Genomic DNA, 18,205 nt, shown 5'->3' with positions numbered 1-18,205 from the left:
TTTATTTATTTTATTATGGCTGCTGTTTTGCAACATTTTGGGATGCATTTTTAAATTTTAAGGAGTGTCGAGTGAGCATGCAACGCCCTATAATAAAAACAATAAGCGCTGCAGTTATAGCTGCAATCGCAACTGGCGCACACGCTGGAAGTTTTTCGTTATATACTGAAGGTTCTGGTCGAGCAATTGGAAATTACGCTGCGGGTGTTGCGGCCGAAGCCTCCGATGCATCGACAGGCTGGTACAATCCTGCAGGTCTTGCGTTATTGAACACGCAACAGGCTGTATTTGGCGGAGTGGGCGTTTTCCCTTCATCCAAACTGTCTGGAACGACTACTTATTCTACAACTGGTATTCCAGTCCCATATACACAGTCATACTCAAATTTACAGGGCGCCAAGGACGCGTTTGTTCCTTCGTTCCATTATGCCAAGCCTCTGAGTGAAAACATCACTGCCGGTTTAAGCGTAGTGTCGCCATTTGGTTTGTCTACTGACTGGAGCCGTACTTCTGCTGTCCGTTATAGTGCGACATACAGTGAATTGATTACTACTGATCTTGCTCCTGAGCTGGGTGCGAAAATTACTGATAACTTTGCAATTGGTGCGGGTCTTGATCTGCAGTATGCACGAGTTAAATTCAATAAAGTAATCGGCGCTCCTGATGTAATGAGATTGCTTGGCCAAAATCCTGCCAGCCTTGATTCCTATTCATACAATAAAGGCGATTCTTTTGGCGTAGGTTTCCATGCCGGTCTGATGACAATGTTTAATGATAACCACACCCGTGTTGGTTTCAATTATCAGTCAAAAATGAAACACAAATTCCATGGCTACAGCCGTTTAAGCGGATCGCTGGCTACTGCCAACGTTATCACTTACACCCAGTATCCATTAACAAGTCCTACTTCATCTTTCAGAACCAATACATTATATAGTAATGATATTGAATTCCCTGAAATTGCAACGTTGAGCGGATACCATGATCTGAATGATCAATGGGCGTTATTAGGTTCTGTTGTTTACACTGGCTGGCATTCGCTGAGCTACATCCAGTTGAACAATGCTGCTGCATTTGCTCCTACTGTAGGCCGTGTTTTAGCTAATTCACGCGCAGTACAAAATTATGATAACGCCTGGCGTTTTGCTGTAGGCGCTAACTATAAAGTTGATGAGCAATGGATGCTGCGTGTAGGCGGCGGTTACGACCAATCTCCAACTAACGATGTTGATCGCGATATCCGTATTGCTGACAGCGATCGTTGGGCGCTGTCTGCTGGTGCACATTACCAGTATAGAGAAGATATCGGTCTTGATCTGGGATACACTCACCTGTTCTCAGTTGACAGCAGTGTACCGCTCAGAAAAGTTGAAGGAACTGCTGCTAACACGGTTACTTTGAACGGCAGTGCAAAAGGTTCTGCTGATCTGGTTGGCGTGCAAGCTACCTGGTACATGGACGGTATCGTAAAACCGGTTCCAACTAAATAATAGGTTAAGAAAAACCTTAAAAAAGCCACCTTATGTGGCTTTTTTATTGTCTAAAATAGAGTATTGGGCTTTACAGCCTGAATCATAAGCGTAGGATGCTGTTAATGATACTGTCATTCCCGCGAAGGCGGGAATCCATTTCTCAAGTTGGCTCCTTACCTGTTTGATGGATAGATCCCAGCCTTCGCGGGGATGACATATTTTCTAATTTAGCATTTAGTCAAACTTGAACGAATTAAAGCACAGTGACTACACTTACAATAGTTAACAATTTGAATAAATTCAGAGGGATTGTGAAAGGACTCTCAATTATACCAGCTATTATCGGGTTTTTAGTTGCCATACTAGGCACTGTAGTAATAGTTGGCTGGTGCATTGAGGCGCACAAACTGATTAGACTTCATGATAATTTTTCCCCAATGCAATTTAATACTGCGTTGTGTCATATTTTCGCCGGTTTAGCATTAGCCTTTCTTACTCTGCATCAAAAAAGCTTAAGCTGTTTATTTGGCCTGTTACTACTTTTTATTGCCGGGTTTACCTTAAGCGAATACATTTTTCAATTTAATAAAGGAATTGATGAGATATTCATGAAATCGTATATCTCATTATCCAATCAATTCCCCGGGCGTATGGCTCCCAATACTGCATTAAGTTTTACCCTTTTTGCCATTTCAATATTATTATTGCTTTGGAATGATCCCAGGAGGCGGTTAAAACTGCAGGTCGGAATGAATTTGCTAATTATCAGTATCGGCATATTAGCCATTCTCGGCTATTTCACTAATTATGCGACCAATTATGGTATCGGCCAGTGGGTTCAGATGGCGGTACACACTGCAGTCGGATTAATTCTTTTAAGTACCGGGCTAATTTTTTACTTATATACCGACCGAGGACTTAGTTATCTCTCGCTAATTCCACTAATTATTACTTTTGTATTGCTCAATCTGACTTTTTTAAGCTGGCAGCAGATCAAGAAAAATCAGGAGCTTTATTTAAATAGCCTGCTTTATGAAAAGATTACTAATGTCAGAACACTCCTTAGAACCTATATGGTTGAACGGGTTGCTGCTTTTTCAAGAATATCAAATCGCTGGCTTAGCCAGGAAGGCGGCACTCCCAGGCAGGTATGGGAGTCCGATGTATTACGTTATATTAAAGATCAGCCTGGTTATGTAGCGATTGGATGGGTGGATAGCCACTATATTGTTCGATGGGTTATGCCCAAGGAAAATAATGAATATTTAGTCGGGTATAACCTTTACCTGGATGCCACCCAGCGCAATGTTATCGAGCAGAGCATGAAAAAACAGGAGGCTCATTTAAGTGATCAGGTTGATTTAATGCAAGGAGGTAAGGGGATTTTTCTGTTTAGCCCTTTGTATAGAAATAATCAATTTCAAGGGTTCATGATTGGGATAATGAATAGCCAGCAATTATTCGCTTCTTTTATAAAAAATATCGGTATAGCAGGGGTGAATCTTGCAATAAAAGATACATCCGGGCATTTATACAGTAACACAAAGCATTTTAATGATGTTACCGACAGCGCCTTCCAGCGTTGGACTAAAACCGCCATTATCAATTTATATGGGCAGAACTGGTATATCATTCTCGAGCCAACGTATGAATTCTATCATGTCGTTATTTCCCCGGTTCTTCCAGCTTCCACCTTTATTCTGGGTGTGCTGGTCGCGATACTGGCAGGGATTTTAACGGAATCATTACTGTCTATCCGAAAACTGCAAATAGTAGCTGGTAACGCTAATGAGCGCTTACAGGGTATTATCGAGGGCTCTTCGGATTATATCGCTGCAATCGATCTGGATTATAATTTTATTGTTTTTAATACCATGTACCACAATGAAGTTTATCGCCTGTTTCGAATTGATTTAAAACCAGGGATGAATTTTAGTGTGCTCGCTGCACGCATGTCTGCCGCTAACCGAAAAAAAACAGAATATTTATGGAGGAAGGCTCTCGAAGGGAAGGCGTATACTGTTATTGAGGCCTTTGGTGAAAAACTGAATTCTTCTCTGCATTATGAAATTCACTACAATCCTATTTTTGATACCGAAGGAAAACTTATTGGAGCAAGCCATATCGCGACCAATATTAATGAGCGTATTGAAAATGAGCATAAATTGATGCTTTACCGTCAGGAGCTGGAGTCTCTGGTCAATAATCTGGAAGTACAAAACAAATCGCTCAGTCTATTAAAAGAATTTTCAAGTATGCTGCAGGCAAATGATTCCATGGAACAGGCGAATGAAATCATTAGCAGTTATAGCAAAAAATTATTTGGCAACAGTTCCGGTAAATTATATTTTATCGCTTCTGATGATCCTGGCTGCGCTAAAGCAACTGTGACATGGGGCGAGCCAATTAGCACCGTGGATTCATTCGAGATTGATAATTGCTTATCGTCATTGCGGCATCAACTTTATCATGCAGACAATACTGCAGAAGATATGTTGTGCAAGCATGTTTCCCAATGCCAGACTATCCCGGCTAGCTATATCTGTGCGCCTTTGCTGGTGAAAAATGAAATGATGGGCGTAGTATATATCGAACTGGGAGAAAACAGTTTACACCTGCAAAATGAAATTTCTTTTGTACAAATAGTTTGCGAACAAATTGCGTTAAATTTATATAGTATTCGTTTAAAAGAATATTTAAGGGTGCAATCTATTCGCGATCCATTGACTGGTCTTTATAACCGACGATATTTTGAAGAATGTATCCAAAAAGAAATTATGTTAGCCACGCGTTATTCCAGATCTTTTGCGGTTATTCTCCTCGATATTGATCATTTTAAAATGATTAATGATACCTATGGTCATTTGTCTGGTGATAAGGCGCTTTGTAAGCTGGCTGAATTATTACGTACAGAACTGAGAGAGAGCGATTTGGTTGCCCGCTGGGGCGGTGAAGAGTTTATCTTTATTATGAAAGGTGTTTCGTTGGAAAAAATACAGGCTAAAGCGGAAAAATTACGCCAGCTTGTCGAAAATCTTAAAATTAAAATTGATAAGAGCCATATGTCTTTCACTGTCTCTATAGGTATTGCTGAATTTGACCCTGCTTTTGATAAAAACCGATTAATTGAAAAGGCCGATGAGGCGCTATATCAGGCAAAAAACACGGGCCGAAATAAAGTGGTTCTATTGAGCTAGCGCAAAATTTTTCGAAATATCAAAACGTTGTTCTTAAAACACTTGACTGTGCTATTGAAGGTTATTGTATAGTAGAAGTAATAAATTCAATGGCAAGGGATATGTTTTTCACTAAAAAGAAAATCCTGATTACTATCTTTACCCTATTTGGTCTTTCAGGATTAGTATCGCTTGCGTACCATCAGGCGCGATCTTTAAAACGTGATCCGGTCGTGCTGATGGATCGCTATTATCTGTTGAAAAAAACACACCCTCAAGCGGCGGTGAATGCACTTGAAATTCTCTTGCAGCAATACCCTGAGCATCCAGAGGCTTTACGTGCACTGGCGCAGGAATATCTGAGCGTCCGTGATGAAGTCAGGGCAATAACGCTTCTTGAAAAGCTGCACCATCAATTTCCAGAAGACAAAACATATAGCGCTCAATTGGCAAAATTATATTATCAAAAAGGCAATTGGGATAAAACCCGTTCTTTACTGCCTGCTCTTACACCTGAAGAGATTCGTTTTTTCCATGATCAAATGGCTTCCGCACTTCCAGATTACCGCAACCAGGCCGCAATCACGGCAGTAATTCCTCCCGAGCAGGTTGTGATTAACAATCTCTGGAATGATTATTTCAGGCTGAAGCAAACCGACCCGGAACAGGCACAAAAAATATTGCTGCAGTTAGAGGAGAAATTAGCCCATAATGCCGCCGTATTTGAAGAAGCGGGATATTTCGCCTTACAGCAGGGCGAAGCGACAGACGCAATTAATGCTTTTTTGAGGGCTTATAAGGAAATGCCGGCTGACCATTTGGCGCTTCAGCTTGGTTATCTTTATATGAATCAGAAAGAGTATGCCAAAGCGGCAGAGTTTTTTTTACTGGCTTCCCAATCTACTGACGCAAAGATTAGACGATCGGCTATGAATGGTTACGACTATGCCAAGCGATCGGTTGCCTTTGAACAACCCGCGCCTCTACAGCCAAAGTCTAAAGAAATGGTTATGTTCGATCAGTATTATGAGCTGAAAAAATATGATAAGAGAGCTGCTTATCAATTGCTAAAGCAAATTATTGTTCAATACCCGGCCAATTTAACCGCTTTGAAAGAAGGGGGGTACCTCGCTATTGAATTAAAACTTCCCAACGATGCAATCAACTATTTCTCGCAGGCTTATGCATTAAGTTATGAGCCTGACATCGCCATGCAACTGGGTTATTTATACAATCAGGTTGAGAATAATTATATGGCCTATCAGTATTTCAAATTAGCTGGTAAAAGTACTGATACTGAATTGGCGCTGAAAGCGGAAAATGCGATGACTAACCTTGCCGGCATGCAAACAAAAGTCTTTCCTAAACCTTATTTCAGCGAACTGTTTTTCACGCCCTTTTCACAAACGCGCTTTGGGTTGACCGTACGGCCATTAATTGCCCGTCTGGGTATTGAACATGAGGATACTTTACAGACCAAAACGTATTTATTATTCAGGCAAACCGATGATAATAAAACAGATGTTCTTGGGCAATTACCACAAATTTATGAAGATAATGTCCGGATTATGGGGGCAGGCGTCCAGATAACGCCGGTGAAGGCAATTCCTATGGTTGCGTTTGTTGAAACCGGAGCCGCCTACGATTTGGTCTATCGCAACCGCAATCGCTGGCGTGGCGATTTACGCGGCGGATTAATGTATTACCAGGATTTGGGTGCACGGCCTGCATATTTTGGACGGCCAACGCTAAGCGCGAAATATTATGGCTTTTTATATGGCGATGCGACTTATTTTTCCCGTTATGATAATAATGTTATCGGAACATTAAAAACCCATCAGGGGATACGCTTATTGCAGTACCATAGCAGTATGCTGAATTTATATATGAGCGGGCGAGTGCTGCAAGATACTAACCGCGATTTTTTTAATAATATTGCAGAGATTGGACCCGGTATCGGTTTCATTCCATCGAATCGGTTTTTTCTCGAATTTCGTTATGAATATATCAGGGGAGTCTATCTGCCTGCAGGTGGCTCAGTTAATCCATATAGCAAGTACTATAACAATGGTATTTTGCAAATGTTATTTTATGTGAAAATGTGATGCCAGGTGAATTTGCTCTCATATGCTATTTTGTAATGTGGTATTTACTGGTCGGGCTTGCAATCTTGTTTGTCCTGTCGGGTATAGATGATTTATTTTTTGATCTTTACTACTGGTATCGCTATATTTTTCGTTTGTTTAAAATGCGGAATTTTGCTCCCTTGACGTATGAAAGTCTGGCCGGCAAGCCGGAGCAGTTAATTGCAGTATTAACCCCTTGCTGGCATGAGGCCGGGGTGATTGGCACGATGTTACGCCACAATTGTTATGCCATTGATTATAAAAATTATTATTTTTTTGTTGGTGTTTATCCTAACGATCCGGAGACGGTGAGTGAGGTTCAGGGCGTTGCAGCGGAAATTCCCCAGGTTCAGTGTGTGGTTGGCAAGGATAATGGCCCTACCAATAAAGCGGCAAACTTAAATGGCATGTTTCAGTATGCGTTGGAATTTGAAAAAAAGATTGGCAAGCAATTTGATATTTTTGTGTTTCATGATTCCGAAGATATTATTCATCCAATGTCATTCAAACTCTATAATCATTTGATGCCGCAAAATCAGATGATACAGATTCCGATATTTCCTCTTGCGGTGAATATCTGGAATTTCACCCATTGGCTATATGCTGATGAGTTTGCGGAAAATCATACTAAAGACATTATCGTTCGTGAATCTATCCGAGGACATGTTCCTTCTGCCGGTGTCGGAACCGCATTTACCCGTCAGGTTCTTCAGGCGCTGGCCGATCCCGCAACCGGGTTGCCTTTTTCAACCAGTTCGCTTACTGAAGATTACCGGACGTCGCTGGCCATAAGAGTACAGGGATTGAGACAGATTTTTGTTACCCGGCGCATTCTAAAAATGAAATGGGAACCAAAAGGCTGGTTCAGAAAGGGATATGTCCAGCGTCCAGTGGAAGAATACATTGCTACTCGTGCATTATTTCCTATGGAATATACGAAAGCAGTGCGCCAGAAATCGCGGTGGATTATTGGTATCGTATTTCAGGAGTGGGATCATACCAAATGGCCAAGCTCATGGATAATCCGCTATACCCTGGCTCATGATAGAAAATCATTTTTTACTCATATTATTAACGGGCTGGGTTATTTTGTCCTGTTATATTGGCTGCTATATTCCTGGTTTACTTATTTTAACCCTGCTTATCCTTCCCTGCAGGAACAATTAAATATGCATTCCTGGGTATGGTGGCTGGTTGTGTTTGTGACGGTTGTTATGTTTGAGCGCTTACTGCAACGTGTGATCGCTGTGAGAAGGGTATATAAACGGTGGCTTCCTGCGTTGCTGGCATTCCCGCGTGCGTTTTACGGCAACCTGATTAATTTGCATGCGGCCCTGCGTGCTTTTTCTATGTATTACCGAGCTCCGAAAACTACTTCGCCATCCAAACAACCGGTATGGGATAAAACAGATCACCATTTTCCGGGTAGCCATATTTTGACCCCTTATCGCATTAAACTGGGTGATATGCTGCTCAGGAAGCGTAAAATCAGCCCCGAAAATCTGGAAAAGGCTGTTATTTTACAACAACAGACAGGGCAGCGCTTAGGCGAAGTATTTGAGCAGTTAGGATTTTTATCACGCAGAGAATTGTTGGAACTGTTATCAGAGCAATATCGGTTGCCTTTAAAGCCTAAAAGTCAAATCAAACCTTTGGATCAGGAACTTATTCCGCAAAAGGTTTGGAACTGGCTAAAAGGGCATGATGTCATTGTAATTGATTATAATCCCAAAAAACAGACAATGACTATTGCTCTCGACGATCCCACCAATGAAGCCTTTATCGAGAAATTAATCAACCGGCTAATGCCTTATAAAATAAATTTTGTGTTGATAGACAGCACCAGTTAACAATACAGGGATTGTTTAAGATACGCTGTTATTCGTTGTGCAGCATGACCATCCCCATAGGGTGAGAGTCCTTGCGACATACTGGCATATAGCTTTTTATCGGTAAGTAACTGGCTTACAATATCGACAATGCGAGCGGGATCAGTACCAGCCAGAATGCCGACCCCTGCACTAATTACGGCTGGCCGTTCAGTGGTATTTCTGAGTACTACAACGGGTTTCCCGAGGGCGGGCGCTTCTTCCTGTATGCCGCCTGAATCCGTCATAATTAGTGTTGCACGATTCATTAAATGCGCAAATTGATCGTATTTTAACGGGGCGAGCAAATGAATATGAGCATGGTTGCCAAGCACAGATAAAATGGTTTTTTGCACATTGGGATTAGGGTGTACTGGTAATACAAAATGAATAGCGGGAAATTTTTCTGATAAAGTGAGTATGGCTTGACTGATATTCTGCAGGTTCCGCCCAATATTTTCCCGGCGATGGGCGGTGACAACAATAATTTCTGAGCATTCGCTTAAAATATCGTGTGCGGGTTTGTGTTTTAAAATCCAGTATAATGCGTCAATCACCGGATTACCTGTTACCAGAATATTATCGGCGGGGATATTTTCCCGGCGTAAGTTTTCCTGTTCAGCAAGTGTGGGCGCAAAATGCCAGGTTGCCAGCGGTGCAGTTAAAACCCGGTTGATTTCCTCAGGAAAAGGCTCATGGCGATTGTATGTTCTAAGCCCGCTTTCAATATGGCCAAATGGAATCCGATGATAAAAAGCAATCAATGAGCAAACCATGACTGTGGTAGTATCGCCAACCGCTAACAGGGCATCGATAGAATGCTGGTTAAATAATTGATCAAGTTTATGACATAATATTCCGGTTAATTGCCCCAGTGATTGATTTTCGGTCATGCAATCAAGGTCAATGTCCGGATGCAGTTCAAACAGATCCAGCATATCGTCCAGCAAATGACGATGCTGCGCGGTGTTAATGATTAGTACTTCCGCCCAATCACTGGCTTTGAGTTGGTGAATAATGGCAGCCATTTTGATAAGTTCCGGCCGAGTGCCAATGACACAGCCTATAGTCAAACGTTTTTTATTAGTCATGGTATTTATTTGGGAGGAAGTATAAATAGTATTAAAAACTGTTTTATAGGTTATTGCAAGAAAGTAAAAAACCTGACCAGACTGGAAGGTCTGAATCAGGTTTTTTTAATCGCTAATCGCTAAGGCTTATTTACATTTTAGACTGATCAGGCTTTTGCCAAGATTTGTAAATCCAACATGGGCGCGTGAATAAAATTCAATGTCAAGAATCGAACCCGGTTTAACAATAAAAGTTGTAGCTGCGCCTTCATCCAGGACAATACCATTGATAACAGACCGCTTTTTCAGTGCCTGAATGTATAAATCAACAACTTCGTTCTGAGTCATGCGAACTTCACATTCACGGTGACGTTTCCAGATAAGATGATTTTTTATAGTTTTGACTTCATTGGATGGTAATTCAAGATACCAGGGAATAAAGTCACTGGATGATTCATTAACTACTTCTTCAGTAGCAGCAAATGAATTAGCAGCTAAAAGAGCACTTGAACATAAGAGAAAAATATTGATTTTTTTATACATAATTAAACCCTTCATTTAATGGAGCTAATGCTCATGAACAAAATTACACTATCCCATTATCAGATTACTTTTATCGTAATCTGGAGTGCCGTTTAAGCGACAGTTTTTGATTAATCCAATCGTTTTAGACAGAGCATTTAATATTAACCAAATGCGCGCCATGATTAGTTAATCCAGCTTCTGACAGCGAGTCAAATTCCAACGTGAATTTATCCCCTCTGCTTAGAGCCAATGCAGATGATTTTCCTTCATCAATAATCTCACCATTTAAAATGATTCGATTTTTCAGCGTCTGAAAAATAATTTCGTCTTTTTCATTTTCTTCAGCACGCACTTCACAGGTTGCAGTAACTTTCCACGGGAAGTGATTCTTAATAGTTTGTAATTGTCCTGGCGGCAACTCATAGTCAGTAGAAACACCTTTGGTCAGGTGGTAACTTGTCGCAAAAGTCGCTGTGGCCAGGAGAACACTGGAACAAAACAATGCTGTACTCATTTTTTTAATCATTTGTATTATCCTTATAGTTAGAGAGCTTCTGCTCATTAAAAATCAGTTCATTGATAGTGGCCATTTTCCTCCTTAAGGCAGAAACACCCGCTTCCTAATTGGGGTGAACGACCAGTTTGTTCTGTACGGTTTTTACGCCATTGACCTGTGCGGCTATACGGCCTGCCTGATATTTTTCGGCAGGCGATTTAACAAATCCGCTCAGCAATACTACACCTCTGTTTGTTGCAACATGTATACGCGATATCGCAACTTTTCTGCTATCAACCAATGCCGTTTTGACAGAACTGGTGATTGCACTATCAGAACTGTATTCACCGATGGTTCTGTCGCCAGAAATAACCTGGCAACCAACTAACATGATTAATACTGTACCTGCAAAAATACTGTTAAAATTGTTAATCATAATTGTTTCCCTGAGTGTTATTTTTCTGCTTCATTGCCCGGTGATTTTTTTAATCATCGTGTGACAGTTATCAATCTACCTAATTGTGACAAAGTTGTCAAATAATTACATTTAAATAACATCTGATATTTTGTGTTTATTTAAAAATTGTTGGTCAAACGACCCAACCTACGTGAAGAGGCGTAGTTTGGGTCGTTTGACCCAACATCTGTTTTTTGTTGGCAAAAACGTCAAAAAAATTGTGACAACTATAAAAACACAGGATAGTAAAAACAACTAGTCATTGCTAAACTAATACCAAATAAGCTCACACAAAATTCTATGGATCTTTCTATTCCCGAATGTTTATTGCCGCGTAAAGCATTGTTTGAAAAGTACATTGCAAAACCTGAGCATGCTCTGACGCAGGCGGCATACAAGCTGATTTTATCCAGTAGCTATGCTGGCTCTCATATACCTGTTATTCAAAAAATGTTGGCTGACAACGATTATCAGCAGCCGCTCGCTTTTAGCGATTATCAAAAACGGATAGCCGAAATTCCCAAGCTGAGCCAGCCTCAGATGTCCGCGGCGATCCGCCATTTCCGTCATTATCATTTTCTGCGTCTGATGCTGCGTGAAGCCGGCGGTTTGGCTACGGTTGAAGAAACCATGGCTAGCTGGTCTGATTTTGCCGATGCCGCTATTCTGGCCATACTGGAATATTGTCAGGAGGAACTATCGGCCCGTTACGGTAAGCCTCGGGAATCCAATGGAGATTGTGCTCAAATCTATGTTCTGGCGATGGGGAAGCTAGGAGGGCGGGAGCTGAATTATTCGTCTGATATCGATCTGATTATTGCGTATTCAGCATCAGGCAATACGGATGGTCAGGAGCAAATTTCCAATCAGCAATACTATACCCGGGTTGTCCAGCTCTTTATCCAGCTAATGCAGACAGTGACAGCAGAAGGTTTTGTGTTTCGGATCGATTTAAGGCTCAGGCCAAATGGAGAAAGCGGGGCGCTTGTTTCTTCGCTGGCAGCAATGGAAACTTATTATCAGGAGCAGGGCCGTGATTGGGAGCGTTATGCTATGGTCAAAGCCCGATTGCTCGGCGGATCCAACAATGACTGGTTTTCACGGCTTATAACGCCTTTTGTTTATCGGCGTTATGTTGATTTCAGCGTAATTGAATCCCTGCGTAGTATGAAAGCAATGATTGAAAGGGAAATACAACTTAATCCTGCATTAGATGATATAAAGCGTGGCGCCGGTGGAATTCGCGAAATTGAATTTATTATCCAGAATTTTCAATTAATACGCGGCGGGCGAATGCTGCATTTGCGTCAGCAAAATGCCTTGGCAGCGCTTGCCGCTTTGAAAGCAAATAACCTGTTATTGCGTACTGATGCGTTAAAAAAAGCTTACCTGTTTTTAAGAAGACTTGAAAATTGTCTGCAAAGTTTAAATGATCAACAAACCCATTCTTTGCCGACTGATCCTGTAAAACAGGCGCAAATTGTACTGGCTCTCGGCTTTGAGAATTGGGATGACTTGCTCGCCAGGCTGCATAAATACCAGCGCATTGTTAATACCATTTTTCGCTCCATGCTGGCTAATGCGCCGGTTTATGAAGATAATGACCGACTGCTTGCAAATCAACTTGCCAGCCTGTGGAATGGACATGTTGAAACCAATATGGCAATCAACTGGTTAGCAAGCTTTGGCTACAAAGAAGCAGAACGCTGCTATCACCTTATCCATGAATTTAAACATTCCTCGCGCTGCCGGCGGCTCCATCAGGCTGCACGTATCAGGCTTGAGCGCTTTATGGTTTTATTATTGGCACAGTTGGCATTAGTCAACAATACTGAGTCCGTAATGCTACAGGTAATTCGGTTATTGGAGAATATTGTTGGCCGAAGCGCCTATCTGGCACTGCTGACTGAAAACCCTGGCGTATTAAATGAAATTCTGTATTGGTTTGAGCACAGTCCATTTATAACATCCCTCTTGGTTAACTATCCGTTTTTATTGGAAATGTTGCTGGAGCAACAGACAAAATGGCATCCGCCATCACGCAAACAACTGCGCAATCAGTTAAAAAATCAATTGGCTGCGGTCACTGAGCTGGAAATTCAGCAAGAAATTCTGCGCCAATTTAAATTAAGTTATTGGTTGCTGACTGCCCGTGCGGAGTTGCAGAAAAAAATTAATGCGGTTACTGCGGGCCGTTTCCTGGCTGATTTGGCAGAAGTTATTCTCGGGGAAGTGGTAAATCTCGCCTGTGCTCAGCTTGCATTGAAACACCAGGAGATTGTCCGGGTAAAATCCCGGTTCGCAATTATTGGTTATGGCAAGTTGGGTAGCCGGGAAATGAATTATAATTCTGATCTTGACCTGGTCTTCATCCATACGGCGCGGCAAGAGGATGAGCGGATTATGATCCGGCTGACGCAGAAAATTATTCATATGCTGACTACCCGCTCAAGTTTTGACATTTTATATCAGGTTGATACCCGTTTACGGCCATCGGGCGAAGCGGGTCTTTTAGTAAGCCGGCTGGAAGCTTATATTGATTACCAGCTGAACAATGCCTGGACCTGGGAGCATCAGGCATTAACCAGGGCACGGATTATTACTGGCAACCGCAGTATTGCTTCAGCGTTTAATCGATTGAAAAATGAAGTAATATGCCAGCCCCGGGAGCGTGCCAGTCTATGGGCAGATGTTCAGGCCATGCGGGATAAAATGCTGCGTTATCTGGCCAGTGATCAAATCAAAAATATCCCGGGCGGATTACTTGATTTGGAGTTTTACATACAGTTTTGTGTACTGGCTCATCCTTCTGCTTCCCTGTGTCAGGAAACCAGTATCCCCGGTCTGTTGAAAAAGCTGCTGGCCACAAAAAAAATTCTGTTAAGCGAATATAATGTTTTATATAAAGCATATAAACGCTATCACGCCATTTTGCATCAGTATCTTTTGTCAGAGAACCAGCCAACGGATAAAATCGCCGAATTCGAACAGGTAAAAGCAGTAATCAACTTAGCAGGACAGTATTTGTAGCCTTAAAGGAGTGTTGGGCTTTACAGCCCAATCTACTCTTTTAACTCCCTCTCCCGTATCGGGAGAGGGTTGGGGAGAGGGCCTAAAAATCCAACCTATACCTGCTCCGCATACAGATCATAATCATCACTATCTGTGATTCTCACCGTAACAAAATCTCCCGCTTTCAAACCCGGCGCAGGATCAATATACACCAGACCGTCAATTTCGGGCGCATCACTCTGGCTGCGGGCAATAACCTGTTCATCAGTGACCGAATCAATCAGAACAGTTTGTATACTGCCAATCTTTTCCTCCAGCTTCTGACGGCTGATTTCCGCCTGGAGCTGCATAAATCGATGATAACGTTCTTCTTTAACCTCATCAGGAACCGGATCGGCCAACTCATTCGCTTTAGCGCCTTCAACCGGTGAATATTGGAAACAGCCGACCCGATCCAGTCTGGCCGCTTGCAGGAATTCGAGTAACTCGCAGAATTCCTCTTCCGTTTCACCCGGAAAACCTACGATAAATGTAGAACGCAAAGTAATCTGCGGGCAGATCTCACGCCATTGCGCAATACGCGCCAGCGTATTTTCACTGCTGGCCGGCCTTTTCATCGATTTTAGTACGCGCGAACTGGCATGTTGCAGGGGAATATCCAGATAAGGCAGAATTAAACCATCGCGCATTAATGGGATAATTTCATCAACATGCGGGTAGGGATAAACATAATGCAGCCGCACCCAGATACCTAACTCGCCTAATTGTTCGCATAAATCGTAAAATCGGGTATTAACCGTTTTTCCCTGCCACTCGACCGGTTGATAGCGGGTATCTATACCATAGGCACTCGTGTCCTGCGAAATCACCAATAACTCGTTGACGCCAGCTTCTTTCAATCGTTTTGCTTCGGTTAAAACCTGTGTCAGCGGATAGCTTTGTAATTTGCCGCGCATAGTCGGGATGATGCAAAACGTACATTTTTGATTACAACCTTCAGAAATTTTAAGATAGGCGTAATGACGCGGCGTTAATTTAATCCCTTGCGGCGGAACCAGCTGGGTAAACGGATCAGCGGGCGGCGGCAAATGACGGTGAACGGCCCGAACCACCTCTTCATAAGCGTGAGCGCCGCTGATATGTAAAACATCAGGGCAGGCATCGCGAATCACTTCAGCCTTGGCGCCCAGACAACCAGTGACAATCACTCGACCGTTTTCAGCCATAGCCTCTTTAATCGTATCCAGAGATTCGGTAACTGCTGCATCGATAAATCCGCAGGTATTCACGACAACCACTCCGGCGTCCTGATAGCTTGATACCAATTCGTACCCCTGGGCACGCAGCTGGGTAATAATTCGTTCTGAATCAACCAAAGCCTTGGGACAACCCAAACTCACAAAGCCTACTCGATGATTCATACATTTCTCCACGGTTATGGAACTTAAAAATAAAAGGCCTGTATTATAATTTTTTTTACTGGCTAAAGTCTAGGTTCTATGGATGAATTTTATCTATAATATGCGTTCAATCGCTCGATAAACTCACTGCCTGATAATTCTCCAACTAACCTGAGTTGAGTAAGCTCTCCACCCTTATTATCGAGAAAGATAAAAGTAGGGGGCGCTATGACCTTAAATTTCTCCATTAACGCTTTTGAGTCGCTGTTATTTGCCGTGACATCAATTTTAAATACCGTAAAATTTTGCAAGGCTTTACTAACCTGTGTTTCCTTAAATGTCGTATTTTCCATAACTACGCAGGATGCACACCAATCGGCATAATAATCCAGCATCACTGGTTTACCCTCCGCCTGGCTAATGGCCTGTTCAAGTTCATTTAAATTGGTAATTGATTTATGTAGCGGCAGCAGGTCAGGAGCATGCCTGCCAGCAGCCCAGGCTGCCAACGGTTGCAGTGGATTTGTTCCGCCCATGCTTGCGCCAATTAGAATCAATATCCCGTATACCAGTAACACCAGACCTATGCCCTGGCAGAATTTGCCGGCATTGGTTAATGCCGGGGTAAGGGCGCCGGCATAAATCCCGGAAAATATCAGTAATACTGCCCATAATCCCATAGTCAGAGTATCGGGGATAATGCGGCCAAGCAGATAAATGGCCACGGCCAATAGCAATATCCCAAAAAAAGCTTTTACCGCATTCATCCAGCTGCCGGCTTCCGGTAACCATTTGCCGGCTGAGGTGCCGATTAAAATTAACGGCATACCCATACCAAGACCCAGAAAAAAGAGACTCGCACTTCCTAAAAAGACATTACCGCTGTGAGCGATATAGCCAAGCGCTCCGATTAAAGGCGCTGTGACGCAAGGGGATAAAATCAAGGTTGAGAGGCAGCCCATCACTGCCGCTCCCAGATAATGGCCGCTGCTTTGGTTACGGCTGAGCGCAGCCAGCCGGTTTTGCCATGTCGCTGGTAACTTTAAATCGTAAAACCCAAACATGGATAAAGCGAGCACAACAAAAATAAGGCTAAAAGTGATAATCGCCCAGGGAGCTTGCATAATAATCTGCAGGTTACTGCCCAGCTTTGCAACAATTGCGCCAATAACTGCATAAGTCGCTGCCATGCTGAGTACATAGCTCAATGACAACAGAAATGCTTTACGGGTAGTAATGGCGCCGCCATGGCCGACAATGATGCCGGATAATACAGGTACCATGGGAAGTATGCAGGGGGTAAATGAAAGCAATATACCAAACCCGAAGAAGGTCAGCAAAACCAGTGTCCAGTGCCGCGCTGAAAAAAGCGATTCAATCTGATCCTGACTGCTTGTTGCTGCCGGTTGCGGCGCAACCTGTACCGTTGAATCCAGTTGCGCGGAATCAAGCGCCATCTGCCCGTTAATGGCAAGTTTGATATCGACGGTTTCCGGCGGATAGCAGAAGCCGTCATCAGCACAGCCCTGATAATGCAATTTTATCAATGATTCGCCGGGACTTATTCCCAAAACAGGAACATGCACCGCGACATCATTCCGATAGACAGGAAAGCTACGGCCCTGTTTATCGGTTTTTATCTGCGGCTTTGGGTACATGATCTGCCCGAGATGCAGATTGCTGTTTTCATTGACGCTGATGTTGATTCGGTCGCTATAAAGAAAATACCCTGGCTTTATCTGCCAGTTAAGGGTAAATCCGTTTGGATCAGACGTTTGTACCGTAAGCGGAAAAACATCATTCGCCGGCAGCGGGGAAGCAGCAAACAATACTGTTGAGATCAGGCAGCCAGTTAATAAAAACAACCATTTTTTTATAAACACGTTCATAGAGTCGAGTAGATTGCTATGGTAAAGGGAAATAGTACATTTAATGCTTGCCATTGGCAAAACAATAATCTTAGTAACTCCTCCCGTCATCCCGAGTGCAGCGAGGGATCTCCAACAAATGGCACGTACTACATTAAATCCTGAGTGGGACGATTTATATCGATCATTATGTTAGAGATTGTGCCACTGCAGGGAGATCCCTCGCTGCGCTCGGGATGACGTGGGGAGTTACTAATAATCTTATATATCGTCCAATTTTTACGTTAATTGATAAAAAACGGGATAGAGTTTTAAAAAAAATAAAAAATATATGATTGTCCCTCTTGAAAAAAAACTTTCAGGCTACATATTGCAGTCATCGATGTTGTTCAGGCATAACAGCATCACATGGTGATTAACTCTACTCAGGAGAAAGAAGTATGAAAATTCGTCCTCTACACGATCGCGTTGTAGTTCGCCGACTGGAAGAAGAGAAAAAAACAGCAGGCGGTATTTTAATTCCAGACAATGCTGCAGAAAAGCCAATGCAGGGTGAAGTAATTGCTGTAGGCGGCGGCAAGCACCTGGATAACGGCGATGTTCGCGCACTGGCGGTTAAAGTAGGCGATACAGTTTTATTTGGTAAATATTCTGGTACAGAAGTTAAAATCGGCGGCCAGGAGCTGGTTGTTATGCGTGAAGATGACATCATGGGTGTTGTTGAAAAATAATCTG

At 42.6% G+C, this 18,205-nt stretch carries 12 protein-coding genes; 6 read left to right on the top strand and 6 right to left on the bottom strand.

Going from position 1 to position 18,205, the window contains the following annotated elements:
* Positions 1–77 precede the first annotated feature (77 nt).
* The 4 genes from ACFORL_RS12690 to ACFORL_RS12675 all read left to right on the top strand — a co-directional run bounded on the left by ACFORL_RS12690 (position 78) and on the right by ACFORL_RS12675 (position 8,624).
* Positions 78–1,490, top strand: coding sequence for an OmpP1/FadL family transporter (locus ACFORL_RS12690; protein ID WP_382344612.1), 1,413 nt, complete (start codon positions 78–80; stop codon positions 1,488–1,490).
* Positions 1,491–1,783: 293 nt separating this feature from the next.
* Positions 1,784–4,669 carry a diguanylate cyclase gene (locus tag ACFORL_RS12685; protein ID WP_382344594.1) on the top strand — a complete coding sequence of 962 codons (2,886 nt, stop codon included), beginning with the start codon at positions 1,784–1,786 and terminating at the stop codon, positions 4,667–4,669.
* A gap of 89 nt (positions 4,670–4,758) precedes the next feature.
* Positions 4,759–6,753, top strand: coding sequence for a tetratricopeptide repeat protein (locus tag ACFORL_RS12680; protein ID WP_382344592.1), 1,995 nt, complete (start codon positions 4,759–4,761; stop codon positions 6,751–6,753).
* A 35-nt stretch (positions 6,754–6,788) separates the two neighbouring features.
* The gene (locus ACFORL_RS12675; RefSeq protein ID WP_382344591.1) at positions 6,789–8,624 is read left to right on the top strand and encodes a glycosyl transferase family protein; all 1,836 of its coding nucleotides are present in this window, start codon (positions 6,789–6,791) and stop codon (positions 8,622–8,624) included.
* Here ACFORL_RS12675 and wecB read toward each other — a convergent pair.
* The 4 genes from wecB to ACFORL_RS12655 all read right to left on the bottom strand — a co-directional run bounded on the left by wecB (position 8,621) and on the right by ACFORL_RS12655 (position 11,169).
* Entirely contained in the window at positions 8,621–9,733 is a 1,113-nt protein-coding gene (wecB, locus tag ACFORL_RS12670; RefSeq protein WP_382344590.1) for a non-hydrolyzing UDP-N-acetylglucosamine 2-epimerase, read from the bottom strand. The genes ACFORL_RS12675 and wecB overlap by 4 nt on opposite strands.
* A 126-nt stretch (positions 9,734–9,859) precedes the next feature.
* Positions 9,860–10,255 (bottom strand): hypothetical protein, encoded by a 396-nt coding sequence (locus tag ACFORL_RS12665; protein WP_382344589.1) that lies wholly within the window; start codon positions 10,253–10,255, stop codon positions 9,860–9,862.
* Between the two features lie 124 nt (positions 10,256–10,379).
* Entirely contained in the window at positions 10,380–10,763 is a 384-nt protein-coding gene (locus ACFORL_RS12660) for a hypothetical protein (RefSeq protein ID WP_382344588.1), read from the bottom strand.
* A 94-nt stretch (positions 10,764–10,857) separates the two neighbouring features.
* Positions 10,858–11,169, bottom strand: coding sequence for a BON domain-containing protein (locus tag ACFORL_RS12655; protein WP_382344587.1), 312 nt, complete (start codon positions 11,167–11,169; stop codon positions 10,858–10,860).
* 321 nt (positions 11,170–11,490) lie between these two features.
* Here ACFORL_RS12655 and glnE point away from each other — a divergent pair, with 321 nt between their 5' ends.
* Positions 11,491–14,220, top strand: coding sequence for a bifunctional [glutamate--ammonia ligase]-adenylyl-L-tyrosine phosphorylase/[glutamate--ammonia-ligase] adenylyltransferase (glnE, locus tag ACFORL_RS12650; protein WP_382344586.1), 2,730 nt, complete (start codon positions 11,491–11,493; stop codon positions 14,218–14,220).
* Between the two features lie 95 nt (positions 14,221–14,315).
* Here the strand turns inward: glnE and rimO are convergent, their stop codons facing one another.
* Both rimO and dsbD read right to left on the bottom strand, forming a co-directional pair.
* Complete coding sequence (gene rimO / locus ACFORL_RS12645) at positions 14,316–15,623, bottom strand: 30S ribosomal protein S12 methylthiotransferase RimO (RefSeq protein ID WP_382344585.1); 1,308 nt, start codon at positions 15,621–15,623, stop codon at positions 14,316–14,318.
* An 89-nt stretch (positions 15,624–15,712) separates the two neighbouring features.
* Complete coding sequence (gene dsbD, locus ACFORL_RS12640) at positions 15,713–17,479, bottom strand: protein-disulfide reductase DsbD (protein WP_382344610.1); 1,767 nt, start codon at positions 17,477–17,479, stop codon at positions 15,713–15,715.
* A 431-nt stretch (positions 17,480–17,910) separates the two neighbouring features.
* Between dsbD and groES the strand changes: the two genes are divergently transcribed.
* Positions 17,911–18,201 (top strand): co-chaperone GroES, encoded by a 291-nt coding sequence (gene groES / locus ACFORL_RS12635; RefSeq protein WP_382344584.1) that lies wholly within the window; start codon positions 17,911–17,913, stop codon positions 18,199–18,201.
* Positions 18,202–18,205: the final 4 nt, after the last annotated feature.

The sequence above is a fragment of the Legionella dresdenensis genome (assembly GCF_042649825.1).
Lineage (GTDB): Bacteria > Pseudomonadota > Gammaproteobacteria > Legionellales > Legionellaceae > Legionella_C > Legionella_C dresdenensis.
This window is presented reverse-complemented; position numbering and strand designations above follow the sequence as displayed.

Bases quoted from the DNA above. Each gene is read 5' to 3' on its own strand.
- ACFORL_RS12680 (WP_382344592.1), top strand. From the start codon at position 4,759: ATGGCAAGGGATATGTTTTTCACTAAAAAGAAAATCCTGATTACTATC.
- ACFORL_RS12665 (WP_382344589.1), bottom strand. From the start codon at position 10,255: ATGTATAAAAAAATCAATATTTTTCTCTTATGTTCAAGTGCTCTTTTA.
- groES (WP_382344584.1), top strand. From the start codon at position 17,911: ATGAAAATTCGTCCTCTACACGATCGCGTTGTAGTTCGCCGACTGGAA.
- ACFORL_RS12655 (WP_382344587.1), bottom strand. From the start codon at position 11,169: ATGATTAACAATTTTAACAGTATTTTTGCAGGTACAGTATTAATCATG.
- rimO (WP_382344585.1), bottom strand. From the start codon at position 15,623: ATGAATCATCGAGTAGGCTTTGTGAGTTTGGGTTGTCCCAAGGCTTTG.
- ACFORL_RS12690 (WP_382344612.1), top strand. From the start codon at position 78: ATGCAACGCCCTATAATAAAAACAATAAGCGCTGCAGTTATAGCTGCA.
- wecB (WP_382344590.1), bottom strand. From the start codon at position 9,733: ATGACTAATAAAAAACGTTTGACTATAGGCTGTGTCATTGGCACTCGG.
- ACFORL_RS12660 (WP_382344588.1), bottom strand. From the start codon at position 10,763: ATGATTAAAAAAATGAGTACAGCATTGTTTTGTTCCAGTGTTCTCCTG.
- glnE (WP_382344586.1), top strand. From the start codon at position 11,491: ATGGATCTTTCTATTCCCGAATGTTTATTGCCGCGTAAAGCATTGTTT.
- ACFORL_RS12675 (WP_382344591.1), top strand. From the start codon at position 6,789: ATGTGGTATTTACTGGTCGGGCTTGCAATCTTGTTTGTCCTGTCGGGT.